Origin of the sequence: Pantoea sp. SORGH_AS_0659, from assembly GCF_031453915.1 — a bacterium.
Lineage (GTDB): Bacteria > Pseudomonadota > Gammaproteobacteria > Enterobacterales > Enterobacteriaceae > Pantoea > Pantoea leporis.
Map to the genome: position 1 here is coordinate 546090 of NZ_JAVJAK010000003.1, position 25094 is coordinate 571183.

At 55.4% G+C, this 25094-nt stretch carries 22 protein-coding genes; 12 read left to right on the forward strand and 10 right to left on the reverse strand.

Features of this window, described 5'->3' with window-relative positions; genetic code table 11:
- Positions 1-20 precede the first annotated feature (20 nt).
- Positions 21-1409: an FAD-binding oxidoreductase gene (locus Q3H59_RS23705; RefSeq protein ID WP_280173091.1), complete on the forward strand. Its 1389-nt coding sequence runs from the start codon at positions 21-23 to the stop codon at positions 1407-1409.
- Positions 1410-1464: 55 nt separating this feature from the next.
- Here the strand turns inward: Q3H59_RS23705 and Q3H59_RS23710 are convergent, their stop codons facing one another.
- Together Q3H59_RS23710 and Q3H59_RS23715 are read right to left on the reverse strand one after the other, a co-directional pair.
- Positions 1465-3321, reverse strand: coding sequence for a hypothetical protein (locus Q3H59_RS23710; protein ID WP_309837648.1), 1857 nt, complete (start codon positions 3319-3321; stop codon positions 1465-1467).
- 320 nt (positions 3322-3641) lie between these two features.
- Positions 3642-5621 (reverse strand): autotransporter domain-containing protein, encoded by a 1980-nt coding sequence (locus Q3H59_RS23715; protein WP_309837914.1) that lies wholly within the window; start codon positions 5619-5621, stop codon positions 3642-3644.
- A gap of 448 nt (positions 5622-6069) precedes the next feature.
- On the opposite strand from Q3H59_RS23715, the gene Q3H59_RS23720 reads away from it, so the two are divergent.
- Positions 6070-7356 carry a PAS domain-containing methyl-accepting chemotaxis protein gene (locus Q3H59_RS23720; protein ID WP_101761435.1) on the forward strand — a complete coding sequence of 429 codons (1287 nt, stop codon included), beginning with the start codon at positions 6070-6072 and terminating at the stop codon, positions 7354-7356.
- Between the two features lie 38 nt (positions 7357-7394).
- Here the strand turns inward: Q3H59_RS23720 and Q3H59_RS23725 are convergent, their stop codons facing one another.
- A complete protein-coding gene (locus tag Q3H59_RS23725) occupies positions 7395-8723 on the reverse strand; it encodes an FAD-binding oxidoreductase (protein ID WP_309837651.1) in 1329 nt (442 codons plus the stop codon).
- Positions 8724-8920: 197 nt separating this feature from the next.
- On the opposite strand from Q3H59_RS23725, the gene Q3H59_RS23730 reads away from it, so the two are divergent.
- From Q3H59_RS23730 to Q3H59_RS23745, 4 genes are read left to right on the forward strand one after another with little or no spacing between them, the layout of a single operon-like run.
- Positions 8921-9823, forward strand: coding sequence for a metal ABC transporter substrate-binding protein (locus Q3H59_RS23730; RefSeq protein ID WP_101761433.1), 903 nt, complete (start codon positions 8921-8923; stop codon positions 9821-9823).
- On the forward strand, positions 9820-10626 hold the full coding sequence (locus tag Q3H59_RS23735; RefSeq protein ID WP_192234966.1) for a manganese/iron ABC transporter ATP-binding protein: 807 nt from the start codon (positions 9820-9822) through the stop codon (positions 10624-10626). Before Q3H59_RS23730 ends, Q3H59_RS23735 begins: the two co-directional genes overlap by 4 nt.
- Positions 10610-11473, forward strand: a complete 864-nt coding sequence (gene sitC, locus Q3H59_RS23740) for an iron/manganese ABC transporter permease subunit SitC (protein WP_101761431.1) — start codon at positions 10610-10612, stop codon at positions 11471-11473. Before Q3H59_RS23735 ends, sitC begins: the two co-directional genes overlap by 17 nt.
- Positions 11466-12302 (forward strand): metal ABC transporter permease, encoded by an 837-nt coding sequence (locus Q3H59_RS23745; RefSeq protein ID WP_277975324.1) that lies wholly within the window; start codon positions 11466-11468, stop codon positions 12300-12302. Before sitC ends, Q3H59_RS23745 begins: the two co-directional genes overlap by 8 nt.
- 139 nt (positions 12303-12441) lie before the next feature.
- Here Q3H59_RS23745 and Q3H59_RS23750 read toward each other — a convergent pair whose 3' ends face one another.
- Positions 12442-18417: an autotransporter outer membrane beta-barrel domain-containing protein gene (locus Q3H59_RS23750; protein ID WP_309837655.1), complete on the reverse strand. Its 5976-nt coding sequence runs from the start codon at positions 18415-18417 to the stop codon at positions 12442-12444.
- A gap of 484 nt (positions 18418-18901) precedes the next feature.
- Here Q3H59_RS23750 and Q3H59_RS23755 point away from each other — a divergent pair, with 484 nt between their 5' ends.
- Entirely contained in the window at positions 18902-19231 is a 330-nt protein-coding gene (locus Q3H59_RS23755) for a DUF2000 domain-containing protein (protein WP_277975322.1), read from the forward strand.
- On the opposite strand, the gene Q3H59_RS23760 is transcribed toward Q3H59_RS23755, so the two are convergent.
- On the reverse strand, positions 19228-19575 hold the full coding sequence (locus Q3H59_RS23760; protein ID WP_309837658.1) for an AraC family transcriptional regulator: 348 nt from the start codon (positions 19573-19575) through the stop codon (positions 19228-19230). The genes Q3H59_RS23755 and Q3H59_RS23760 overlap by 4 nt on opposite strands.
- Positions 19551-19721 (reverse strand): cupin domain-containing protein, encoded by a 171-nt coding sequence (locus Q3H59_RS23765; protein WP_225608252.1) that lies wholly within the window; start codon positions 19719-19721, stop codon positions 19551-19553. Before Q3H59_RS23765 ends, Q3H59_RS23760 begins: the two co-directional genes overlap by 25 nt.
- Between Q3H59_RS23765 and Q3H59_RS23770 the strand changes: the two genes are divergently transcribed.
- Entirely contained in the window at positions 19720-19860 is a 141-nt protein-coding gene (locus Q3H59_RS23770) for a hypothetical protein (protein WP_225608253.1), read from the forward strand. The genes Q3H59_RS23765 and Q3H59_RS23770 overlap by 2 nt on opposite strands.
- A gap of 33 nt (positions 19861-19893) precedes the next feature.
- Here Q3H59_RS23770 and Q3H59_RS23775 read toward each other — a convergent pair whose 3' ends face one another.
- Positions 19894-20496, reverse strand: a complete 603-nt coding sequence (locus tag Q3H59_RS23775; RefSeq protein WP_277975321.1) for a helix-turn-helix domain-containing protein — start codon at positions 20494-20496, stop codon at positions 19894-19896.
- A 43-nt stretch (positions 20497-20539) separates the two neighbouring features.
- Between Q3H59_RS23775 and Q3H59_RS23780 the strand changes: the two genes are divergently transcribed.
- On the forward strand, positions 20540-21235 hold the full coding sequence (locus Q3H59_RS23780; RefSeq protein ID WP_309837662.1) for a B3/4 domain-containing protein: 696 nt from the start codon (positions 20540-20542) through the stop codon (positions 21233-21235).
- 43 nt (positions 21236-21278) lie between these two features.
- Complete coding sequence (locus Q3H59_RS23785; RefSeq protein ID WP_309837664.1) at positions 21279-21740, forward strand: GNAT family N-acetyltransferase; 462 nt, start codon at positions 21279-21281, stop codon at positions 21738-21740.
- Here the strand turns inward: Q3H59_RS23785 and Q3H59_RS23790 are convergent.
- Both Q3H59_RS23790 and Q3H59_RS23795 read right to left on the reverse strand, forming a co-directional pair.
- A complete protein-coding gene (locus Q3H59_RS23790; protein ID WP_277975318.1) occupies positions 21737-22159 on the reverse strand; it encodes an NUDIX hydrolase in 423 nt (140 codons plus the stop codon). The two genes, Q3H59_RS23785 and Q3H59_RS23790, sit on opposite strands and share 4 nt — an antisense overlap.
- A gap of 87 nt (positions 22160-22246) precedes the next feature.
- The gene (locus tag Q3H59_RS23795; RefSeq protein ID WP_309837666.1) at positions 22247-23395 is read right to left on the reverse strand and encodes an MFS transporter; all 1149 of its coding nucleotides are present in this window, start codon (positions 23393-23395) and stop codon (positions 22247-22249) included.
- Between the two features lie 204 nt (positions 23396-23599).
- Between Q3H59_RS23795 and Q3H59_RS23800 the strand changes: the two genes are divergently transcribed.
- Both Q3H59_RS23800 and cybB read left to right on the forward strand, forming a co-directional pair.
- Positions 23600-24094 carry a MarR family winged helix-turn-helix transcriptional regulator gene (locus Q3H59_RS23800; RefSeq protein WP_217548100.1) on the forward strand — a complete coding sequence of 165 codons (495 nt, stop codon included), beginning with the start codon at positions 23600-23602 and terminating at the stop codon, positions 24092-24094.
- A 91-nt stretch (positions 24095-24185) separates the two neighbouring features.
- Complete coding sequence (gene cybB / locus Q3H59_RS23805) at positions 24186-24740, forward strand: cytochrome b561 (RefSeq protein WP_280173081.1); 555 nt, start codon at positions 24186-24188, stop codon at positions 24738-24740.
- Here the strand turns inward: cybB and Q3H59_RS23810 are convergent.
- Positions 24724-25077, reverse strand: a complete 354-nt coding sequence (locus Q3H59_RS23810; protein WP_280173080.1) for an MmcQ/YjbR family DNA-binding protein — start codon at positions 25075-25077, stop codon at positions 24724-24726. The two genes, cybB and Q3H59_RS23810, sit on opposite strands and share 17 nt — an antisense overlap.
- Positions 25078-25094: the final 17 nt, after the last annotated feature.

Below are 25094 nucleotides of genomic sequence, written 5' to 3' on the forward strand. Positions count from 1 at the left end.
TTTTCACACAGGAAATACACATGTCTGATTCCGATCGCCAGTCTGCACTGGCGGCGCTGGTCGCGGCGTTGCCTGATCTCGACTGGATCAAAGAAGCGCCGAAGGTCAAACGACTGTCGCGCGATTTCCACTGGTTCAGCCCGGTCTTGAAACCGCAGCTGGAAGCGAAGTTTGCCGAACTGGCGGTACGTCCGCGTGATGAGCATGAGCTGGCCCTGATCGTGGCCGCCTGCGCCAAACAGCGCGTGCCACTCAATTTGCGCGGTGGCGGCACCGGTAATTACGGTCAGCTGATTCCGCTGCATGGCGGCTTGATGGTTGATATGACGCGTCTCAACGCGGTGACCGCCGTCGGCCACGGCACGGTGCGCGCGCAGGCGGGCATTCGGCTCGGCGACCTCGAAGCGCATACGCGTCCACTTGGCTGGGAGCTGCGCTGCATGCCCTCCACCTGGAAACTGGCGACGCTCGGCGGCCTGTTTGGCGGCGGATTTGGCGGCGTAGGTTCGATTAATTACGGTCCGCTGGCCGCGCCAGGCAATGTGTTGTCGGTGCGCCTGATGACCATGGAAGAGACGCCGCGCATTATCACCCTGCAAGCGCCGGATGCGCTGCTGCTGCATCACGCGTACGGCAGCAATGGCATCGTGCTGGAGATTGAACTGGCGCTGGCACCGCGCCACGACTGGATCGAACGTCTCGACACTTTCAACGACTTCCCTACGGCGATGGCCTTTGCCGATGCGCTGGCGCGTTCGCCAGGCATGGTGAAGCGCCAAATTGCGGTGTTCGCGGCGCCGGTGCTTGATTACTTCAGCGATCTGGCCGATGCCGATGTGGCGCGCAAACATGGGGTGATTTCCGTGGTGGGCAGCGAAAGCGACGGGCTGTTACCTGCGCTGCTGAGCCAGCATACGGGCCGCAATGCGCTGCATTTTGCCGCAGGGGAAAATAGCGGGCATTCGCTGATTGAATATTGCTGGAATCACACCACGCTGCAGGCGCTGAAAATCGATAAGACGCTAACTTACCTGCAAACTGCTTACGCGACGGATAATTATTTGCAGCAGGCGCTAACGCTGGAAGCACAATTATCCGATGAGGTGATGTCGCACATTGAATTCTTACGCGATATGAACGGCAGCATTACCTGTAGCGGTTTACCGCTGGTGCGTTATCAGGACGAAGATCGCCTCAACGCGATTATGGCTATTTACCGCACGAATGGCGTGAAAATTAATAATCCACATGTGATTCATATTGAAGATGGCAAACAGGGCATGGTGCGTGCTGATGTGGTGGCGATGAAACGCGCCTGTGATCCCCACAATTTATTAAATCCCGGCAAATTGCGCGGCTGGGAAGTACGCGATACGTTACCGGATGTGCATATCCCTGGCGTGAATTAACCACGTAGATTTTATTATTGTCGAGCCAGCAACCTCGATTGCTGGCTCTATAAAATTAATAGGGATCGGTAGCACTGTGCAATTCAATACTGCGCTCCGCTCCATTGACTCGAACTTTTAAGAACCGACGCGTTCTCCATGTTCCATCGGGATTTTGCACGCTCTTTTCGAACACCGGACCATGCAATAACAACTCTTTGTTGTCGTTGTACCCAAAGCCAACTTGTTTATTACCAATCCAGTGCTGTTCAAAGGCAACAACTTTCTCCGCATCCAGTCTGGTGCTCTCTTCGGCGCTACAGGCCGTGAAGCTTTTACGGAAAATAAAGCAATTTCCAGCCTGGTATCGGTCTTTGCCATTGGTATCGACTAGCGCAATGGAATAGGCGGTAAAGCCCGCAATTTTCACATAGAGTTTGGTTCGGGCACCATTACCCGAAATATGCACTTTGGTCACCGGACTGGAACCCTCGCCGTACCAGCTGCCAATAGAATCTGCACCATTTCTTGCCTGCAGATAGATATTTGCCACGCCTTCCGGCGTACGGCTACTAAAGTCAGTTTGGGTTGCACTTTGTGAGAGGAATTGTGCGGTGCCAATAATTCGCACATGTATTTGCGAGTTGGCATTAGAGAAGGCGAATTCCCCGACATAAAACCACTGTTCAGCCTCCTTCCCCTGATTATCCATGTGATACTGCGAGGAGATATAGTCATAGCTCAATGAACCTTGCGCAACGATTCCCCAATCCGACATCTCCAGTACGCCACGATCGCCTTCACCGATAAGCGTCCACGGCTCAATACCTTCGGTACTGTAATCGAATCCGGCACTTTGGTTATGAATACTTTTTTGAATAATAGTGGCGCGGCAATAACCCAGTTTTAATGGGTTATCGGTGGATTCAATCGCTAATCCCTCAATCACCCACTGGCCATTGGAGAGATCACCGGCAAATTCGGAGTGTTCAATCCAGCCGTTGCGAATAAAGGATTGGGTACAACGCGGTAAATCCAGCACCGGCTTTTTAGTGCCGCCCTGCAAATTAAAATTGGAGAGTTCAATTGCCGTAGAGTGATCCCAGGCGCCTTCTACCCGACCGGACCAACGAGCATAAACAATGCTGTCCTGACAACCACGGGAATAGAACTGGTCGATTTTACAATCCAGCGTATCGATAAGATCAAGCGCACGTCCGCCCAAATAGCGGAATTCCATACTGCTGACGCGCAAGAACTGGCCGCCGATAATGGTGTTGGCATAGAAACCGACATTATTGAACGCCGTGCCGCCATCACCACCGCTGTCCGAACTCTTGCCTTTCACAACCAGCCCAGAAATTTCGGCATAGCGTGCCTGCACTTTAAAGAAATGCTGACCACGAGGTTTGGTATCCCAGTTAAAAAACAACGTCGTCGTTGGGAAATAACCGAAATTGACCGCCGCACCGGTCACCTTAAAACGGTTAATTTCTTTATCCGAGATATCAAACGTCGACATACTAAATTCGCCCGCAGTAAAACGTATCCCTGCTGATGGCAACACGCGCTGCGACCAGTCAAACATGCGTTTTACCGCCTCGATGCAGTCGGTTTTCCCGTCAGGCACCGCGCCAAAATCCAGCACGGTGACCGAGTTATAATCCAGTATCACCCTTTTCCAGCGTTTCTTTCCCGCTGTCACAATCACCAACCCACCATCGTCTGGCGATGTGGTATCTGTTGCGTCATAAACAAATACGCCGCCGCCAGCTTTTGTTCCGCGCTTATACTCCAGCACCGTAGCGAGTTCACCGCCGGTGGTGGGTTCGGTGGCTTTAAGCTGTTCGACATCGATGACCTGAATAACCGGTGCCGCCGCCGTGACACTATTTTGTGGTGTGGTATTCGTATTGCTAGACGCATTCGCCATGGTGTACCCCTTAATTATTAAGAGAAAGTAACTGCACCATCGAGTATAAGTAACTGAAAATTAATGTGTTGATGCGTACCACGCTAACTGGGGCATTTGACTTATGTGATTTTTGCATGGCCAGACAACAATATGATTATTGGAAAAAAGCGTAGCGGCAGCGAGGCGATTTACAGATTAATCGCAGACAACTTCTTTATTTACATGGCACGAAATAGAAGAGAAAACGCGGAAATACAAGGTTGATTGCTAAGCAGAGAAAGCATTTGTGATCGTTATAAATTAACAGGCCAGCAACTAATAGTTACTGGCCTGCATGCTTAGAACGTGGCGTTCACACCGACATTCCAGGTCACCTGATGGTAATCGCTATTCCCACCGACGGTTGAAACCCCGGCAAACGCATTCACCGTTTCGCCGAGCGGCACGTTGGCACCCAGCGACAGATCCAGCCAGTTTTTATCGCGCGCTTCAACGCTGCGTTCAAACGAAGTACGCGTCGATTTCAACCCGGCACGCACCGTGGAATCGGTATCGCCAAACTGATGGTTGTAGCTCACCTGTGCCCAGGGATTAACCACCCACTGTTTGCTGTCGATGCGCCAACCCACTGAGCCAATCTGTGAATGGGTGGTTTGATCGGAGTAGCGCATCGCGGTGCTACTATCACTGTTCTCGCTGTAGCCGCCGACGCGACCGTAATCCAGCGCGTAACTGGCGACCGGCCCAGTGCTGAGATTTTCAGTAATTGGCAGCGTCCAACCAGTCTGCACGCGCATGCCGAGCAATTTACCGCTGGTGCTACCCTGCTCGGTACGTTTGGCCGGGCCGATGTGGATATCACGCTCGATGCTGTCGAAATCGAGATCGGCATAATGCAGATCGGCGTTAATCCAGCCCTGATCGAACACCGTCAGCTGGCTGTAAAGCGCCACCAGATTGCCGCGCAGTTTGTAGTCGTAGTTCGACGAAGGTTCCTGGCGCTGATTGGTGTTGGAGAACAGCACACCCGTTTGCCAGTTGTCGGTGATCTGATAGCCGATACCCAGCGTTAAGTTGGTGGTGTTGGCATTTCCGTCGCTCCAGCTGTCGCCCTGATAATCGACATGTTGCCCGGCATAGCCGCCAAATACCGTGAACTTTCCGGCGCTGGCGGGCTGTTGACGCTGCTGCTGCAAATGTCCATCCAGCGTGTTTTGCGTATCACGCGCCATCATCAGTGGCGATTGTGATAACGCCGCCACCTGCGCTGGCGCATCAAGAATCGACTGGATGTAATCGGCGATCATCGCATGCACCGCTGGGCTCGGGTGCAGACGATCGGCAAACAGATAATCCTGCGCCGTGGAGAAGCCCGGCGTGCTGGATTGACACTCATCCGCTGAGGTGCCAATCGGACAAGCGATGCCGATGGTGTTGGTTAAGCCATATTGGGTTGGATTGGCGATCACTTCATCGAACAGCCCGGCGATATCCACGCGCACAATATTGCCATTCAAGGTCGCCAGCCCCGCTTCTTCCTGCTGGTTATAACCGTCGGAGAGCGCCGTGACCTGCTCGCTCAGCTCCTGCCATGCGTTATAAAGCTGTTGCGCTAGTGCGTCACGCACCGCTGGAACCGACGAAACTTCGCCTGCCGCTTGCGTGAAGGCATCCTGCACCGCTTGCTGTCGCGCGGCTTTATTTGGTGTGGTCACGCCATCCAGTGACTGAAACGCCGCCACCATCGCCGGTGTGGCTTCACTTCCCAGCACGCGCAGCACGGTTTGAATCATATAGGGCGTTGAGCCGAGCTGCGGCACGGTGGGCACAATCACCGCGCCCGCGCCGGCATCCAGCAGGGTTTTAATTTGCGCAACCGATTGATTGGCGCTGTTGCTGATGGTTTCACTGGCGGTTAAGGGATTGGTGACGGCAACGGCGATGTCATTGGCACCGACCCAGTGAATATACAAACCGTTGCTATCCGCGCGACCGCCGGTTGAAGCGAGATAACCCGCCAGCTGATCCTGGGTGTTTAAATCAGGATCGAGCTTGGGTACCGATACCGCGCCACCCTGCGCATAATTGCTGCCGCCTAACGTTGAGCGCTGTAAATCCTCCCCCAAATGCGCGGCAAGAATCTCATCATATAAAGGATGTTGTGCACCGTCGAAGGTAAAGCGGCCCACGTTACCGCTATCACTCAGGCTATCGCCAAACACGGTCAGGCTGTCCCATGCCAGCGCAGGTGCGGGCGTCAATAACGCAGAGAGTGTGGCAATGGCGACGGCAGAAAGCGCAGATTTGTGGTTGTTCATCATCAACTCCGTGATGGGCCAGAGATGCAGCGTCTGACCGGCAAAAGGTAAGGTCCGCGCATCAAGCGAACCCGCAACATCGCATCAGGAATGCGTAAAGAAAATATCAAGGACATTTAACTATTTAGTCAGGAAGGGGGCGTTATGCCAGTTTGCAACGGCAAATAAATTTAAGTTTATTAACAGCCCTTTACATGCATTTAAATTAAACCTTTAAATAAGGCCGCCGATAACTCGTATTGCGGAGTGCGAATACGCTCTGAGCGGTACATTTCGAAAACATCAGGTAGGTTAATTACATACCCCGTGCGGCGCTGCGGCGCACAGAGACACTTAAGTGTACGGCGAAGGGGAATCTGCGGGCAGCTCAGGTGACGCATGTTGAGCGTGACCAATTTTGCACTGCACGCATTACGTTCAACAGCACAATAATCACCTGAGGCTTCCCATGTTTGGTGTGAAAAAGTCGAGTCTTTCTTTGCCGTTTTATAAAAGTGGCGATGTGGCTAAAGATATCAATGCGATCAAACAGCATGTGGCATGGATTGAATTTACGCCTAACGGCGAGATTCTCACCGCCAATCACCTCTTCCTTGCCACCACCGGCTATCAGTTAAATGAGATTCAGGGGAAGCATCACCGCCTCTTCTGCAGCCCGCAACACAGCCAATCCTCGCGCTATCTCGCCTTCTGGCAAACGCTGGCGTCTGGCGAATCGGTGACCGGCATTTTTGAGCGCTTCAATAAGCTAGGTCAGCGTTTCTATCTCAGCGCCACCTACTTCCCGGTGAGCGATGACAAAGGCCAGGTTTACAAAGTGATCAAGGTGGCATCGGATATCACAGAACGTCATCAGGAGCTGGAGCATAAAGAAGCGGTGATCACCGCGCTGGATCTCTCCATGGCGGTGATTGAGTTCACGCCGGACGGACAAATCCTCACGGCCAACAATAACTTCCTCAAGCACATGGGATATGAGCTGGCTGCGGTTGTGGGGCAGCATCATCGCATGTTCTGCTTCGATAACTTCTATAGTGAAAATCCCGACTTCTGGCGCAAGATGGCCAAAGGCCAGCACTTTGTCGGCCGCTTCGAACGCAAAACCGCCGGCGGCGAACGCATCTGGCTTGAGGCCAGCTACAACCCGGTTTATGACGCCGATGGCAAGGTGTACAAGGTGATCAAAATCGCCTCAGATATCACCGCGCGCGTGGAAGCCGCCAAGCGCGTGGCCGACATCGCGCTGACGACCTCTGAAGAAACGTCACAAATTACCGACAACGCCAACGAGGTACTGGACGAAACCATCCGCAATTCAGGGTTGGTGGCGCTGCAGGTTAATGCAGCAACGGCGATCGGGGGCGAGCTTAACGCCTCGGCGAAAAGCATTAGCGAAGTGGTCGAGACCATCAACCTGATTGCCTCACAAACCAATATTCTGGCGCTGAATGCGGCAATTGAGTCTGCGCGCGCCGGTGAAGCGGGACGCGGATTCAGCGTGGTGGCGGGCGAAGTACGACGTTTGGCGGCATCCACCTCCAGCGCGACGAAGCAGATCACGCAAGTGGTGGAACACAACGCCAGCCTGATTGCGCAAATGGAGCAGCAGCTTAATGAGGTCAAGCAGTTTGTGGTGACCGAGCAGGATAAAATCAGCGTGTTGTCACGCAGCCTGCGAGAAATTAACAGTGGCGTACATGAGTTTGTGAACGTGATTCATCGGTTGGATGTGTAATGTTCGGCCGGTGTGCAACAACGCGCACCGGCCCACCCTCACATCATCTGCGGTTCACGGATCGCCTGACCTTTGGCGAACCGCGCCAGGCTGTACGGCTTCACATCAGTGAACAGCGGTTTGTTATTGACCATCTGCGCGCACAACAAGCCTGCGCCTGGCCCAATACCAAAACCGTGGCCGCTGAAGCCGGAGGCGATAAACAAACCCGGTATGCTCGTCATCTTATCAATCACCGGCACCAAATCCGGCGTGGTATCGATCCACCCGCCCCACGCGTAATCCACCTTAATGCCGTTCAACTCCGGATAGAGCTGCACCAGCGCCTGCATCGCTTCCTGCACAATGCCGTTATCCGCTGCCGGATCGAGGGTGCGGATCTTCTCGAACGGCGACTCGCTTTGATTGGACCACGAACCGGCGGCTTCCGGGCCGTTGAAGAACGAGCCGTTGATGCGCACCTTGAGCTTCTTAGCGATCTTGCTGCGATACATCGCATAGAACCTGGTGGCGTAACGGATATTTTGCGGCGCGAGATCAATCTGCCCGCGTCCGGCGAGCGCCACGGTGTAGCTGCCATCCTGACGACGGCGAATACACAACCCGCCGGTGCTGAGACAGCCTTTGATCACTTCAGGCGCCGCCGTGGTTTTGAACGCGGTGCCCAGAATATTGGCGCTCGGCAGTTCGATGCCATATTGCTTGCAGAAGCGCGAACTCCACGCGCCGCCGCAGCAGATTACACGGTTAGCTTTCACCAGGCCGCGCTCGGTCCAGACGCCGGTGACGCGTCCGCCAGATACATCGAGGCCGCGCACCGCGCAGTTTTGCTGGATGGATGCGCCGAGATTTTTCGCGCCAGTCGCCATCGCCGGCGCTGCCAGCGACGGCTCTGCGCGACCATCGCTGGGCGACCACACGCCGCCAATCCACGGCGCATTGTTGCCGATGCGCTCGCGCGTCTCTTTTGCGGTCATCAAATGGCTGACGAAACCCAGTTGCTGCGCCTGCTTGCCCCACGCTTCCCAGCGCGCCAGATCGCTTTCACTCTGCGTGCCGTAAGTAATGCCCTGCCGCGAGAAGCCGAGATCGAGGCCAATTTCACTGCTCAACTCGTCCCAGCGCTGCAAACTGCGCATCGCCATCGGCAGTTCGTACAGGTCGCGGTTTTGCTGGCGAACCCAGCCCCAGTTGCGGCCGGATTGCTCGCCGCCGATCACGCCCTTCTCAAACAGCGCCACGGAAACGCCCTGCTTTGCCAGTTCGTAACTCACTGACGTGCCAATGATGCCGCCGCCAATCACAATCACATCAACGGATTCGGGAAAGCGTTCACTGTCTGCTACTGCATTGATTTTGATGCGCATCGTCTTAAATCCTGTCCGCTTTTTGTTGATGTAACCATATTTAGTGTTTCAGGGGAAATGCCGTTTAATTCCGTCTTTATGACACTTGCCCCTTTCGTAAATTTTTGTCTTTACACTGGCGTTGTGAACAAAAATGACTCATATAGATAGCATCAGCTATATATTATAGCATTGGCTATATTACTCTGGAGATGATCATGTTCACTCAACGCCTTTTGCCTGCGATTGCCGTTCTGTTGTCACTCAGCGCATTTACCGCGTCAGCGGCTGAAAAACTCAAAGTGGTCACCACCTTTACGGTGATCGCCGATATGGCGAAAAACGTCGCGGGCGATGCGGCGGACGTGACGTCGATTACCAAAACCGGCGCAGAAATCCACGAATACCAACCCACGCCAGGCGATATTCGTCGCGCGCAGGGTGCCAATCTGATTTTGGTAAACGGCTTTAATCTGGAACTGTGGTTCAGCCGGTTTTACCAGCGTCTTAACGATGTGCCGCAGGTCACCGTGACGCAAGGCATTGAGCCGATGGGCATTACTGAAGGTCCGTACAACGGTAAACCGAATCCGCATGCGTGGATGTCGCCGGATAACGCGCTGATCTACGTCGATAACATACGCAACGCGCTGCAGAAATACGATCCCGCCAATGCCGCAATTTATCAGGCCAACGCTGAGCGTTACAAAGCGCAGATTCAGCAAACCATCGCGCCGATGCGTGCCGCTGTCGACAAGCTTCCCGCCGATAAACGCTGGCTGGTGACCAGTGAAGGTGCCTTCTCTTATCTGGCGCGCGATTTCGGTCTGAAAGAGCTCTATTTATGGCCGATTAACGCCGATCAGCAAGGCACCCCGCAGCAGGTGCGTAAGGTGATCGATGCGGTGCGCGATCATCAAATTCCTGCCATCTTTAGTGAAAGCACCATCTCTGCCAAACCCGCTCAGCAAGTGGCGCGTGAAGCCGGCATTCATTACGGTGGCGTGTTGTACGTCGATTCGCTGAGCAACAGCGATGGCCCGGTGCCGACCTATCTGGATCTGCTGCGCGTCACCACCGAAACCGTGGTGAAAGGCATCACAGAAGGAAGTCAGAAATGAACCCAGCCGCAGGATTAATCGTCGAGAATGTGGGTGTTACCTACCGCAACGGCCACACGGCGCTGCGTAAAGCCTCTTTCAGCGTGCCCGCAGGCAGCATTACCGCGTTGATTGGCGTTAACGGCTCCGGCAAATCCACACTGTTCAAAGCGATCATGGGATTTGTGCCGCTCTCCTCGGGCGCGGTAACGCTAGCGGGTTTACCGGCCAATAAGGCCCTCAAACACAACATCGTTTCCTATGTTCCGCAGTCCGAGGAAGTGGACTGGAGCTTCCCGGTGCTGGTGGAAGATGTGGTGATGATGGGCCGTTACGGCTATATGGGCATGCTGCGTATTCCGCGTGCCGCCGATAAACTCAGCGTTGATCAAGCGCTGGAGCGCGTGGGCATGAGCGCTTATCGCCACCGTCAGATTGGCGAGCTGTCGGGGGGGCAGAAAAAACGCGTTTTTCTGGCACGCGCGCTGGCACAAAGTGGTCAGATTATCCTGCTGGATGAGCCGTTTACCGGCGTGGACGTCAAAACCGAAGCCGCGATCATCGCCCTGCTAAAAGAGCTGCGCGACGAAGGCCGCACCATGCTGGTTTCCACTCACGATCTCAACGCCATCCCTGATTTCTGCGATCGCTGCGTGCTGGTAAAAAATACCGTGCTGGCGAGCGGCCTGCTGCATGACACCTTCACCGCCGATAATCTGGCGCAGACCTTTGATGGCGCGCTGCATGAGCGTAACGCGGTGTTAATGCAGCTGATGAAAGACAAAAATCCTGACCGGGGAGCGAACCATGTCGTGGATTATTGAACCGTTTGGCTATCAATACATGCTGAATGCGATGTGGATCGCAGCGCTGGTCGGCGCGATTTGCGCCTTTCTCTCCTGCTTCCTGATGCTGAAAGGCTGGTCACTGATCGGTGATGCGCTGTCGCACTCAATTGTGCCCGGCGTGGCGGGCGCGTACATGCTCGGACTGCCCTTTTCCCTCGGCGCGTTTCTCTCCGGCGGGCTGGCGGCGGGCAGCATGCTGTTTCTCAATCAGCGCACACGCTTAAAAGAAGATGCCATTATCGGCCTGATCTTCTCGTCGTTTTTCGGCATCGGCCTGTTTCTGGTTTCACTCAATCCCACGTCGGTGAATATTCAAACCATCGTGCTGGGCAATATTTTGTCGGTCGCGCCCGCCGATATCTGGCAGCTCGGTGCGATTGGCTTTATCACCCTGACCATTCTGCTGCTGAAGTGGAAAGACCTGATGGTGACCTTCTTCGACGAGAGCCACGCGCGCTCGCTCGGTTTGAATACGCTGCGACTGAAGATCCTGTTCTTTGCCCTGCTCTCGGCGTCCACCGTCGCCGCGCTGCAAACCGTCGGTGCCTTTATGGTGATTTGTCTGGTGGTGACGCCCGGCGCCACCGCCTATCTGTTGACCGATCGTTTTCCGCGCCTGTTGCTGATCGCCGTGACCATCGGCAGCGTCACCAGTTTCCTCGGCGCATGGAGCAGCTACTTCCTCGATGGCGCGACCGGCGGCGTGATTGTGGTCGCGCAAACGCTGGTCTTTTTAGTGGCCTTTGTCTTCGCGCCAAAACATGGCGTGCTGGCTTCGCGACGCCGTGCGCGTCAGACCATGGAGGACGGCGTAAATGGCTGAATTATTGTTGAGTCCGTTCCAGTTCGAATTTATGAACATGGCGCTGATCACCACCTTGGTACTGTCGCTGCCGTGCGCGATGCTGTCGGCGTTTCTGGTGCTGAAAGGTTGGTCATTGCTCGGTGATGCGATGAGCCACGCGGTATTTCCTGGCGTGGTGATCGCCTGGCTGATTGGTTTGCCGTACGCCATCGGCGCGTTTGTCGCAGGCATGGTGTGCGCCGTCGCTACCGGCTACATCAGTGAGAACAGCCGCATCAAACCCGATACGGTAATGGGCATCGTCTTCTCCGGCATGTTTGGCGCCGGTTTGGTGCTGTATCTGAAATTGCAGCCCGAAGTGCATCTCGACCACATCTTGTTCGGCGATATGTTGGGCATCAGCCTGGCGGATATTATCCAGACATCGGCTATCGCGCTGATTGTTAGCCTGTTGATTGGCATCAAATGGCGAGATTTACTGCTGCACGCGTTCGATCCCAATCAGGCGCGCGCCTGCGGCATCAACGGCAAACTGATGCATTACGGCTTGTTGTGTTTAATCTCGTTAACCATCGTCGCTGCGCTGAAATCGGTGGGCGTGATTTTGTCAATTTCCATGCTGATCGCGCCTGGCGCTATCGCTTTACTGCTGGCACGTCGTTTCGTGCAGGTGATGTTGCTGGCGATTGGCATTGCGGTGGTGACAGGTTTCAGCGGCGTGTACGCCTCGTTCTTCCTCGACAGCGCGCCGGGCCCAACCATTGTGGTGATCTACGCGGCGCTGTTCGTGCTGGCGTTTTTGTATGTCACGGTAAGAGATCGGCGCACGCAGCAAGTGCACGGCTAATGATTTTGGTCCCCAGGCATTAAGTCGCCTCTAACCCCTCATCCTTGAGGGATTGAAAACAACTTATCTTGACGCACACCAGCATAAGGCGTATCGCGCATGCTGAAGAGTTCAGCATGCGCGATGGACAGGCTGAATTTTAAAACGACCACCTCACGCCCGCGTTATAGCGCCAGCCTTTGGCGCCGTTGCCGTCGATCTCTTTGCGGTAATCGGCTTCGGCATACAGCGCAACGTCGTTATTCAGCGTGGCGCTGCCGCCTAAACCAACGTCCCACATCTGCCCAAACTTGCCACTTTCGAAGATTTGACTGCCTTCAGTATCCGCCGCACCGATTTTGGTTTTCGCGGTGCCGCCCCAGCCTTTGTAGTAGTTGGCGCGAACGTACGGCGTATAGGCGTTCTGGCTGGTATCCAGCCAGGTGCGATCGAGGCGCGCGCCGAGTCGTCCGATGGTTTGATCGTAATCGTTGTACGACACGCGCGTGCGATCCTGATCGGTGAAGCTGTCCATCTTCATCTGCAGCCAGGTGATTTGCGCCTGCGGTTCAAGGCGCACGCCGTTGGCGAAGGTGAACGGATAGCCCGATTCCACCGACGCCGTCCAGCCTTTGCCTTTCGGCGTTGCCACCTCTTTCTGCCGGGCGATGTCGGTTTCACCGCGATACCAACCCCAACTCAGCGAGCCATCGAGGTAGAATCCGCTGTCGCGCAGCCAGGTGCCGTACAGCGAAATGCTGTCGCTGTCGAAACTGGTGGAGCTGTAACCGTCGTATGCGTGAGGACGAATGCGCGTGTTACCACGCGTGTAGGCCACGCCGCCGCGCAAGCTGTCTTGTGGGCCGTCGGCGCGCAGTACGTTGCCGCCCAGCTGTACCGCGCTGTAATCCAGGTCGAAGTCGTAGCCGTAATCGGCCAAACCGCGATTGCTTTGATATTTCAGGTTGGAGCCGAGATAGCGGATAAACATCTCGCCGCCCACGGCATCGGACGCGGTTTGCTGCTGACGCAGTTCGCCGAGACGTTTATGCAGATCGTCGGTCACCGCCAGCGAGTAATACGCCAAACCCACCGGCGCGGAGATGTAGGACGGCACCTGCGGCGTAACAGCCAGCCGCACGGCACGCTGATTGCTGCCCGCTTGTGGCTGGCACAGCGAACCGTCTTTACAGACAAAGGTGTTAGCGAGTCGATAATCCCACGCACCGGATGTTGAACTGCCCGGCGCGAAGCTGGCTAAACCATATTGCCACGGCCCGGACGCCACATAGCCGCTCTTGAGCGCAAAACTGGTTGCGCTGGCGCTGCCGGTTACCTGCGCCAGCGACACACCTTCGCTGGCGGCAATCACGCCATCGCGATTGCTATCCAGCTGCGGTCCGCCGATCAGCGTATCGTCGATCAAGGTGGTGCCCGACACATTGCCGTTTACGCGCAGGTTGTCGCTCTGCGTGGCGGTAGAGTTGAGTTTCAGGCTGCCGCCCGCCGATGCCAGTTGGCCATCAATGGTTAAAACATTCGCCGCCGCGTTGCCGCCGTTAGTGAGATCCAGCGTACCGGCGTTATTTACCACCAGCGAATCATCGGTCGCGCCTTGCAGCAGCGGATTGACGTTATCACCGGCAAACAGCGTACTGCCGGCGTCGATATAGATGGTGCTGTGCGCGAGTTTGATGTTGTCGGTTAGCGTCCATTGGGTGGCGAAGAAGTTGAGCGTACTCCAGCCCGCGCCGAGGTTGGTGCCTTTGCTGACATCATCGCGGGTAAACGAGCCGCCGCGCGCCGTAAGCTCGCTGAGATTGAGCGTGCTGCCAGCGCCGTTTTCGGTGGTGATGTGACGGGTATCGGCCAGGCTGACTCTCTGCACCGTCGCCTGATTCGCCGCACCATTGCCCATCGTCAGGCTGCCGTTCAGCGTGCCGCCAGTCACCACCAGTTCATCGTTGCCGCTGCCGGTATTCACATCGCCGACCACCGCACCATCGAGCAGCGCGATCACATCATTGCCTGCGCCTCCGGCTACGACGACCTGATCCGGGAACGGCGCGGAGATGGTGCCCTGGTTGATAAATACCGTATCGCCACCGCGCAAATCGATCAGCGGAGAGACGCGGCTGAGTGAGGCAATCGAACCCTGATTGATCACCTGGCTGGCGGTGCTGGTGACGATCGCCGAACCGCCGTTGAAATCGCGAATTCCAATTGAGCCCTGCGAAATCACTTTGCCGCTGGTGTTAGCGCGAACGCCGGTACCCTGGCCGGAAACCAGAATGGCGTAATCCTTGCCGATCACCAGATCGTTGCTGGTGGTTGAGCCATCGGCATTTTCGAAGCGATAACCGGTAGCACCACCGCTGACGTTGATCAACGCGCGACCATTGGGATCAAACGAGGTCGCCGAACGCACGCCGTTGCCGCCGCTCACATCGAGCATCACGTTATCCAGCGAGATATTGCTGGTTTCCGCGCGGTTGTTGATTACGCTGCCGCTGCCATAAGCGCCGAGCATGATGTCGTTGGCTTCAAAGCCCTGCGCGCCATGATCCAGCAACAAGCCATCGGCTTTGCCCATCGCATAAATATTGCTCGCGCCCTGCCCGTCGCCGTAGATTTTCAGCCAGCCGCCGTTGCCAACGCGTAACGCTGCGGTACCGTCATCAACGCGCAGGGAACTGTCCACCGGTACGTATTGGCCGTAGCCGCTGCTGACATCCACGCCGATGCCCGACGCGATACGCATGCTGCCACGGTTAATGAAGTTACCGCCGTCATGCACGCGCGCGCCGGTGCTGTTTGGTCCGGTGAGATCGACGACGCCTTGATACTGATTAAACAACCGTGCGCCACCGCTCACATCAAAAGCGGTGCTATTGCTGCCGTTACCGGTGATTCGCGAGGCGGCGTAGATTTCCGACTCATCGCCGCCGACCACCGCCGCGGTGCCGTTTTCGCCATTCAGGGCAATGCCGCTGGTGATCACGCCCTCGGCGCTGCCGCTGACGCGCATCACGGTGGCATTTTTGCCGGTCACGGTGTAATTGTCGGTGCGGGAAACCATCGCGTCGTATCCGCTCACCTCCATGCCAGTGCTGTTTTCCCCGCTGAGCGTTACATTGCCTGGCGTTTCGGCATACAGCCACGCGCCGTTGACAATCTCGTATAGCCTTGAGTTTTCAGTGCTGACATCAACGCTGCCGCCGTGGCTGATCAAACGCGTGCCGGGATCCGCTGCGCGAAAACCGTATTGGTTCCTGTCGTGGAACACCACGCGATTGCCATCACCTAAATCAAGTAGTCCACCGGCAAACACCGCGCCCGCCAGCGCGTTTGAGCCAAACAAATTGATGGTGCCGTTTTGATAGAAGCGCGCCAGCTCATGATAGGAGATCAATCCTCTGCTGGGTGAGAAACTCTCGGCATCCACGTTATACACATTGAGCAAGCCGATATTGATAACTTCAGTCGGCGTTACGCCATCGGTGTATTCGGGATTGCCATACGCATACAGACCGGTGCTGCTGCGCGTCACGGTGACATCGCCACGGTTGAAGGCAAAGGCACCATTCTGCGCATAAATACCGTTGGTGCTCTGACCGCCTAAGGTAATGTCGCCGGTATTGATCAACTGGGCGTGATTCATGACAACCAGCGCCTGTTGATTATCAGCAACGCCGCTGAGCGCCGCATGGTTGACCAGCAGCGTATCGGGATTGAACTGGGTTTGCGGATTGATCGGGTCGCCTGTCAGGGTGAATTTATTGCCATCCGCCACCGCGCCGGTCGCGCCGTTGCTGAGCAGCCTGATGCGGGTCGCCGCATCAATGGTGGCGTGCGCGCCATCACTGATCTCAATAGCACGCGCGTAATTGCCGGCAACGTTGAAGGTCGCGCCATTGGTGTTGACGTCGGTGAACTCACCGCTGCCGTACACGCCCGTGGAGAACGAGTTGTTCATGGAAAGCGTGCGGCCGGTGCCGTCAAAATCTGCCCCATCTGCAACACGGAAAATATTGCCGTACGGCACGGTTGCGCTGTAGCTGCCGTTGGCGGGCAAGTTGATTCTGGCGTTGGGGCCAAGGGTGTAAAAACTGATATGCCGTGCGGTATACACGTTGGGATCAGGCACGGATAGCGGCACCGCATTAGCGCTGACATCAACCACCGCAAGCCCTTCGGCACGAATACCAATATTCGAGTTTCCGCCGAGCCGGATCGGTCCGGTCAGTTTCGCGTAAGCTGTGCCGCCGGGATCGCCGTTCACCCATACCGCCGTGTTAAAGGAGTTAATAAAACGATCGCCATCGCCAGGCACGTTGATCGCGCCGCTGGAAAATGCCACGGAGTCATTGCCATCGCGCGCGATGACTTTTAGGCCAGTGCTGTTGTAGCCGTTGACATTGATGGTGCCGATATTGCCAACCTTGCCAAGGCTGCCGGAATCCAGCACCAACATGCCAACGTTCTCGGCGGGTTGAACTTGCGCCTTGCCGTTAACGTCGATGACGCCATTGTTCAGCGTGACCGCGTGAGGCGCGAGTTCCACCTTCATCCCTGCCGCGTTTTGCACTTTGGATCCAATCACGATGTGGCCATTATTCACGGCTTTTGAATCAAGGAATTGATAGATGCCGCTGGCGCCGCCATCCAGATTGACGGCGACATCGTCGGTGGGATCATTTTTGCGATTTTGCGGCGTGCGCCCGATGTAGATGGTGCCGTCTTTGGCGTTAACGAAACCGCCTTTGCCATCGCTGCTCAGCAATACGCCCGCCGCCGTGCCGCCGCTGCTGACATCGCTTACGCCAACGTTGATGTTGCCGTGGTTAACCACTTTGCTGTTGTAGGCATTGATGCCGGTACTGAAGCCCGCGCCGGGTTGCAGGTTGATCACGCCACGATTGATAAACCGACTTTCATAACTGACGTCGACCGCGCTGCCGCCCGCGCCAACCGTGCTGCTATCGACGCCTTTGCCATTGGCGTTATTAAGAAAACCGGCGTTAATAACGCCGTTGTTGAAGCCGCGCGCGCCGCTAAGCAACTCGAGGCCAGAACCGGTGCTGGCGAGTTTGCCATCGACTATCGCCTTAGCCCCGTTGCTGGCACGCATCACCGCGCTGTTGCTGTTCACCACTTCCAGCGTTTTGCCGCGATTGATTTTCACTGTTGCCTTCGGACCATCGGCGCTAAGCACCACCTGATCGAATATCGGTAGCGCCACTTCATCATCGAAGTTGTTGGTGCTCATGCGATACACCACGCGTCCTTCGCGCAGCGCGTAGGCCTTATTGAATTCTGTGTTGTAACTTTCGGTGCTGAGGTTGGCGTTGGAGAGCTGATCGATCAGCCAGTCGTTGTAATTGCGCAGTTCATTGAGATTAGTGACGTTGAACGTGTTAGTGCCGCCATCCAGTGTATTGACGGTGAATACACCCGCGTATTGCACCACGTTGCCGACATCGTAAGCCAGGCGATCGCCACCGTACGGCGTGGTGCCGGCGATGAAGGCGATACGGTTATTGGAATTCCAGTTCAAATTGCCTTTTTTGCTGGCGGTAAATAACTGGCTTTGCTTCGCCGCCATCGACCAGCTATTACTGGAGGAAGTCGACGCCGCGTTATGCTTGCCAATATCGATATTCAGCGTGCCATTACTGACGGAAGCGACACGCGCGTTGATATATTGTTTGTCGTTTACATCAAAATAATCTGGCACCACGGTATCCAGACCTACTGCAGGTAAATCGACCAGTTCTGCAGTATTAAATACCTGATAGGTGGTGTAGGTATTTTCTTCGTAATTGGGGATGCCAATAGCGTAATTCTGCGCACCGATTTGCAGCCGCGCCGCGCCAATCACGTTGTCATTGATAATTCGCCCAATATTGCGCAACTCACCAATCGTTACGCTGCCCGTACCGTTTTCACCCGGCACGAACTGCGGCAATCCGCTCAGCGTTTGCGTGCTGCCATTACATAAACAGTAAGCACCAACCTTATTGTCATTAATTTCAGGCGTATAAGGCTTTAATATCGCTGCCGTTGTCGGCAACACAGGGAACATCACGCCTTGCGCAGCCATAAGGCTTAGTAACACCGGATTTAATTTAAACACAATGTTTTCCTCAACAGAGAAAAGACAATACGCGCACGGATTATTACCGCTACGCTTTAGGTTTGTTTAACTAATCGAATTATTTTGTTTCAGCTTTTTAATGTTTGAAATCGGGTGAAATGAGTATCTACGCTTTAGCTGGCAAGCGTCCAGTTTGAGTTAAGGATTTGTGAGGTGGGAGAAAGGATTTAGGAATTAAGCCAGGGTGATTTTATAATTACCCGGATCTAATAGTCGTAAAGATGATGATATTGAAACATCAAGTAAACTATATGGGATTTAATAAAACTCTCATGAATTCATTGTGATTTATTCGAATCTTTTATTCAGCCAAAGGCCAGGCCGCTAATCCCTTTAATTCCTGCAGTACAAACATACTCTGCATCTCCAACTGCGCGATAAATCGCGCCGCTACAAAATGTGCGGAATTTATACTCCAGCGATCGCTTACTTTTGCATTCCCACTCAAGGTGAAATACTCAACATGGATTTCGACGCAAACACCCATCGCTGCACCATCTTGATTGATCAGCAACTGCCCGCCGGATTGGCAATGAACGCTGCCAGCATTATCGGCATTAGTTTTGGCGAATTACCAGGAAATTTGGTGGGGCCGAATCAGCAAATCCAGGATGGCGTTGATTATCCCGGCGTCATCTACGCGCCGCTAGCGCAATCCTGCAAAACGTACGAAGAGTATGGCGATCGTATTGCTGACGCGCACAGCGATCAGATTGAGTTGGTGGCGATCGGTTTGATCGGTCCAAAGAAAAAAATTACCCTTTTAACCGGCAATTTGAAGCCGTATCGCTAAACATCCTCTTCGGCGGCGAACCACGCAGGCGGCTGGCCGACATAGCGACTGAATGCCACGCTGAAGGCGCTGGCGGAGCGATAGCCAACGCGCTCTGCCACTTCGGCTACCGCCATGCTTTTACCGCGCAGCAGATTTTTCGCCAGCGCCACGCGCCACGTCAGCAGGTAGACCATCGGCGCCACGCCAACCGCTTCGCGGAAACGCACAAAGAAAGAGGAACGTGACAGCGCGGCGGTTTTCGCCAGTTCGGCCACCGTCCAGCTGTGCGCAGGGTTTGCATGGATGGCGCGGATTGCCGCCGCCAGCCGTTCGTCAGCTAACCGCTCATCACGCCCGGACACGCATTGCAGATCGGCATTGATCGCAGCGCTTCGATTAACAGCAGCTCTAGCAAGCGTTCCAGTACCACATGACGCGCCGGACGCTGTGCGCGGCACTCATCCATCACTAACTGCACAAGCGTGGTCAGGCGCGATTCGCCGCGCATGGAGAACACGCAGCTTGAGCCGTATCAGCCGCTGTTAGATGGCGTTTTCAGCACGATGCAGCAGCCACAACCCACCACCAAGGCGCTGGATGTGGCGGAAGCGGTGTGGCGTGCGGCGACCGATGCGCATTCCAGCTGACGAAGATGCGGTGGCGCTGGCGAACGAAGTGGGTTAACCGTGAATTTCGGCGACTGCCATGGTGAAAACCAGCGGCAGTTCGCCGAGGTTCGCATAACTGTGCGGTGCGGCGGTTTTCGCCACCGCTGAACTGCCGCGCGGCACCTGCAACCGCTGTTCATCAACCGTCAACGTAAGTTCACCTTGCTCGACATGCAGCAGTTCGTAAGTGCGCTGCGGATGGCCCGGCGAGGCGAACTGTTCGCCGGGGAACATCTCCCAACGCCATAGCTCGATCATATCCGGGCCTTGCGTGCCCGCCAGCAAACGCGCCGTACCGCCCTTGTCCCCTTGCCAAAGTATTGGAATGTCCTCTTCAGCAACCAGATGCGCCAGCGGATCGGCGGTGACATTCACAATATCGGCCACCGATATTCCTAGCGCTGCCGCCACTTTGCACAAAATGGCGATGCTGGGATTCGCGCTGCGTTTTTCAATCTCAACTAACATGCCTTTACTGACGCCCGCGCGGCGCGAGAGCTCATCCAGCGACAGTTTTTGCTGTTGGCGGAAACTTTTGATGCTGGCTGAAACGGCGGCGCTGACATAGTCGATATCAGAACCTGCTTCGGTCAATTTATTGACTTTTGTTTTCATCGGTCACTATCATGGAATAAATTAGTCATTACAGGATTATGTTATGTTCGCCTTAAGCCCGTCAATCGATCCTTCCGTTTCTGCCTTAGCGCCTGACTTTACCGCGCTCAGCATTTTAGTTCAGGCTGCGCCAGTGTTGCGTCCGCAAGTTGGTAAAGAAGCCCTCGTACAAGCTTGTCGCGATATGCTGCAGGATGATTTTCCGTGGGCTGAAGCACATCTGACGCAATGGACGGAAATGTTCAAACATTTTGGTGCCAAACCGAAACGTACGCCCTGTTCGGCAGATGCCTTGCGCAAGCGCGTGCAGCGCGACGGATCAATGGCAGCCATCGATCCAATCGTGGATCTCTACAATGCGGTGAGCATTCGTTTCGCCATTCCGGTTGGTGGTGAGAATGTGGCCGCTTACGTGGGCAACCCGCGGCTGACGCGCGCCGATGGCAGCGAACTCTTTGATGTCTATAAAGAAGGCGTCTTGAGCCATGAATTTCCCGAACCTGGCGAAGTGGTGTGGCGGGATGACGCAGGCGTAACCTGTCGTCGCTGGAACTGGCGACAAGGTGTGCGCACGCGTCTCAGTATTGAGCAAACGCAGATGTGGTTTGTGCTGGAGCGATTACCGGCGATGCCACTCGAAGCATTGCAACATGCGGGCGATATGCTGGAGCAAGGTATTCAGCAGATGATGCCCGGCGCTATTATCGAACGCAGTATACTTGGCAATATCAATCACTAATCGCTATGTTGTCACTCTCGCCTGCCACCTTTTAGGAATCGGAATGCACATCAGCCTGCTGGCACAACAGCCACAGTTTTTGGATGCGGTGACGCAAATGCTGCATCAAGAATGGTCAGATTTCCCCAACTGGCGCGATGCGGCAGTGATTGAGCAGCGATTACAGGCGCGCAATGCCGCCGAGGCCAAAACGCTGACGCTGGTGGCCACCACAAGCGATGGCGAATTGATGGCGACCGCCAGCATTATCCATTACGAACTGCACGATATCGCCGAGCGCGAGTTTTGGCTCGGCGAAGTCATTACTGCCGCAGCACACCGTGGAAAAGGGTTGGCGAGTGGCCTGGTGACGCGCTTAATTACCGAAGCGCGTCAGCGTGGGATCACCGCGTTGTGGCTGTATACGCCGGATCAACAAGCGCTCTATCGCCGCTTCGGCTGGCAGGATGTAGAGCAGCGCGTGATTGCTGATGAAGATGTTACGGTGATGAAGCTGGTGCTCTAAGTGGATTTTGCCAACGCCTGTAACGCCGCCAATCCATCGCGTGCTATCCATGTGCGCAGCGGCGCAAACAGCGGTTGCGGCAGATTCTCTGGTGCGAACCATTGCCAGCCGTGGCACTTTTCAGGCTCCATCAGTTGTGGTTCATCGATTGCGTCCTGCGCCACCATCAGTAGCGTAATGTAGTGCTTGTTGACCTCGGGAAACACATCGCTAACGAACGCGCCGTTTTGCAGTTTACCAAGCTGTAAGCCAGTTTCTTCCAGCACTTCGCGACGCGCGCAGGCTTCCGGCGATTCGCCAAACTCCAGATGCCCGCCCGGCGCAGACCAGTCGCCCGCGCCGTGGCTGCCTTTGCGTTGCCCTAATAACAGTTTTCCATCGCGGAAAACTAAAACGCCGATTCCCACTTGTGGCGACATGGTTGCTCCTTGGTTTGCAGGCTGTCATAAATGACGAACCTGCGTGAAAAAATTGTCCCACGTTTTATCACATTCTGTGCCGTGCGTTTATCGCTGCGTTTTAAACCGCAGCGCCATCACCATCAGCAACACAATGCCCACGCTCATGATTATCCACGCACTATCGAGCGAGGCGGCGCGGTCACGCACGATGCCAGCGACCAGCGGCATCAACGCCGCCAGCAAATAACCGCCGCCCTGCACGAAGGACAGCAATGCGCCCGCTTCTTCCGGCGTGTGCGCATGATCAAGCGTGACGATCAGCGAGAGCGGGAACAGCGCGCCAATGCCTAATCCGAGCAGCAATGTAGGCAGCCACGCCTGCGCCCCGCCAAGCCACAGCAGACTGATCAAGCCCAGCAGAATCAAAGTTAACACCACCAGCAACGGACGGCGACGATTGCGGAAGCGATGGATCAACGCCGACAGCACAAAACCCGCGGCAACTTCCGTCAGCGTGAGCGCGCCCAGCACATAGCCACTTTGTTCAGGTTGCCAGCCGTGCTGCATGTAAAATGGCGGCAGCCACGCCAGCACCAACGTGTACGCGCCGGTGCCAATGCCAAAGAAGATCATCAACAACCAGGCACGCGGTGAGCGTGCAGTGCGTGGAGCCTGGCTGCTTTGCATTGGCGTTACGCCGCGTGAAAACGTCAACCACAGCAACAGCGCGATGATTGCGGGGACAACAGGAATTGCCAGCGTTAACGCTAAACCTTGCGATTTCGCCAATGGTGCGGCGCTGGCGGCAGCAATCGCTGCGCCCGCCATAATCCCGGTGGTGAACAGCGCCATCAGCGTGCCTGCTTTTGCACCAAAGTGACGTTTGATCTGCGCTGGCATTAAGGCCTGAATCAATCCGATACCGCAACCCGCCACCAGCGCGCTGGTAATCAACGCTGTGGCAGATTGGTCGAACCCACGCGCGACGCTCGCCAGCGCCAGCAACAGCAATCCGGCAACGATACCGCGCACTTCGCCAAGCCGGCGCAACAGCAGCGGCCCGGCCAGCGCCGCCAATCCCATCATGATGACCGGCAACGTGGTCAGCAGGCTAAGCTGCGTGGCGCTGAGCTGCGCGTCGCGCTGCAGCAGTGGAAAGAGCGGTCCCATCGCCGCCATCATCGGCCGCAAATTCAGTGCGATAACAAAAACCAGTAAGGCAAACATCCCAACCGCAGGTAAAGTACGATTCACTTTGCATCTCCATGCTCATTAAAAGTACCTTAACGTTAAGATACTTTTCGCAGCAGCAACAGCCCATGCGCACAAAGCAACAAATGGGGATGAGATGGCGAATATTAATCACCGCACAATCCGTAGCGGCGCAATTTATTGCGCGATGAATCGCGCCGCTACGGATTGTGCAAACAGGCAACAACAGCATCAGGAGAAATCAATTTGACCGATCACGTCGATTTTGTAGTTGAACAGTGGGCCAGCGCGATGCCGGAGCTGGATGCATCGTCGATGGCGGTATTTGGTCGCATGCTGCGCATCATGAAACATCTGGCGAAAACGCGCGCTGAAGCGCTGGCACCGTTCGGATTTCGCGATGGCGAATTTGATGTGCTGGCGACGCTGCGGCGCGCGGGTGCGCCCTATCGCTTGTCGCCGACCCAGCTGTATAAGTCATTGCTGGTGACATCGGGCGCGATGACCAATCGCCTCAATCGGCTGGAAGATGTGGGGTCGATTGTGCGCGTTGCCGATCCCGACGATAAGCGCAGCATGCTGGTGGCGCTGACTGAAGAAGGATTAGCGAAGATCGAGCAAGCCCTGCTGGTACACACGCAAACGCAAAATAGCCTGCTGGAAACGCTGGATGCAGCGCAGCAAGCGCAGCTGAAAACCTTGCTGAGTCAATTGTTGGTGGCAACAGAAGCGGAAAGGTAAAAACGCTGTTGCTGATGTGTCAAATAATGAATTCATTCAGCGCATTTTCCATTAAAGTAACCGTCCCGCCAGGCCTTTTTACGGATTAAAAATGAGCAATAAATACGCCCCATCGCAGATTTTTCTTCACTGGTTGACCTTCCTGTTGGTCGTCACTGCGTATTGCACCATGGAATTTCGTGGACTGGCGACGCGCGGTTCGTGGCAAGGCTTTGCCATGATTATTGGTCACTTCAGCGCAGGAAGTTGTGTGCTGGTGATTATGCTGTCACGCATCCTGCTGCGTTTTCGCCATCGCAGCCCGGCGATTTTGCCTAGGCCGCCGCACTGGCAAACCGGCCTGGCGCATCTGATGCATCTGGCGATCTATGTGTTTTTCATTGTCTTACCCACGCTGGGCATTTTGTCGCGCTTCTATATGGGCCGCACCTGGTGGATTTTTGGCATTCCGATGCCGGTGAGTGGCGATCCGGATCCGGATTTCGCCGACATGATTGCGGACTGGCATGAAACCCTCGCGCCTTACGGATACTGGCTGATCGGCATTCATGCCGTGGCCGCGCTGGCGCACCATTATCTGTTCAAAGACAATACGTTAATGCGCATGATGCCTGCGCGCCGCTCGGGCGCTAAAACGTCAGACTGAAGCTGTCATCCAGCAGCGCCAGAATCTCGCTATCCGGCAAGCCGTTCTCCAGCGTGATGCTCAGCCAATGCTCTTTGTTCATGTGGTAAGCCGGATAAACGCCGGGCAACTGGCGCAGCGACCCAATCAGTTCAGGTCGCGCTTTGATGTTCATCACATCAATTACCGGCCTATCCGGTAAACCGAGTTTGTGACTCTCCAGCGGGAACACCAGCGCAAACCATTTGCGGTGCCGCGGATGACGCAGCACTGCATACTCACTGTGCTTTTTCCACGGATAATCGGGTTCTACCTGATAGTGCTGATTGATGTAGTCGAACAGCTGCTGGCGTTGCATGCATCCTCCGTGGTGAA

Coding starts and splice junctions, on each gene's coding strand:
- Q3H59_RS23775 (WP_277975321.1), bottom strand. CDS start 20,496: ATGAAAACAAAAGTCAATAAATTGACCGAAGCAGGTTCTGATATCGAC.
- sitC (WP_101761431.1), top strand. CDS start 10,610: ATGTCGTGGATTATTGAACCGTTTGGCTATCAATACATGCTGAATGCG.
- Q3H59_RS23810 (WP_280173080.1), bottom strand. CDS start 25,077: ATGCAACGCCAGCAGCTGTTCGACTACATCAATCAGCACTATCAGGTA.
- Q3H59_RS23730 (WP_101761433.1), top strand. CDS start 8,921: ATGTTCACTCAACGCCTTTTGCCTGCGATTGCCGTTCTGTTGTCACTC.
- Q3H59_RS23790 (WP_277975318.1), bottom strand. CDS start 22,159: ATGTCGCCACAAGTGGGAATCGGCGTTTTAGTTTTCCGCGATGGAAAA.
- Q3H59_RS23755 (WP_277975322.1), top strand. CDS start 18,902: ATGGATTTCGACGCAAACACCCATCGCTGCACCATCTTGATTGATCAG.
- Q3H59_RS23765 (WP_225608252.1), bottom strand. CDS start 19,721: ATGCGCGGCGAATCGCGCCTGACCACGCTTGTGCAGTTAGTGATGGAT.
- Q3H59_RS23785 (WP_309837664.1), top strand. CDS start 21,279: ATGCACATCAGCCTGCTGGCACAACAGCCACAGTTTTTGGATGCGGTG.
- Q3H59_RS23705 (WP_280173091.1), top strand. CDS start 21: ATGTCTGATTCCGATCGCCAGTCTGCACTGGCGGCGCTGGTCGCGGCG.
- cybB (WP_280173081.1), top strand. CDS start 24,186: ATGAGCAATAAATACGCCCCATCGCAGATTTTTCTTCACTGGTTGACC.
- Q3H59_RS23720 (WP_101761435.1), top strand. CDS start 6,070: ATGTTTGGTGTGAAAAAGTCGAGTCTTTCTTTGCCGTTTTATAAAAGT.
- Q3H59_RS23770 (WP_225608253.1), top strand. CDS start 19,720: ATGGAGAACACGCAGCTTGAGCCGTATCAGCCGCTGTTAGATGGCGTT.
- Q3H59_RS23715 (WP_309837914.1), bottom strand. CDS start 5,621: ATGAACAACCACAAATCTGCGCTTTCTGCCGTCGCCATTGCCACACTC.
- Q3H59_RS23710 (WP_309837648.1), bottom strand. CDS start 3,321: ATGGCGAATGCGTCTAGCAATACGAATACCACACCACAAAATAGTGTC.
- Q3H59_RS23735 (WP_192234966.1), top strand. CDS start 9,820: ATGAACCCAGCCGCAGGATTAATCGTCGAGAATGTGGGTGTTACCTAC.
- Q3H59_RS23745 (WP_277975324.1), top strand. CDS start 11,466: ATGGCTGAATTATTGTTGAGTCCGTTCCAGTTCGAATTTATGAACATG.
- Q3H59_RS23725 (WP_309837651.1), bottom strand. CDS start 8,723: ATGCGCATCAAAATCAATGCAGTAGCAGACAGTGAACGCTTTCCCGAA.
- Q3H59_RS23780 (WP_309837662.1), top strand. CDS start 20,540: ATGTTCGCCTTAAGCCCGTCAATCGATCCTTCCGTTTCTGCCTTAGCG.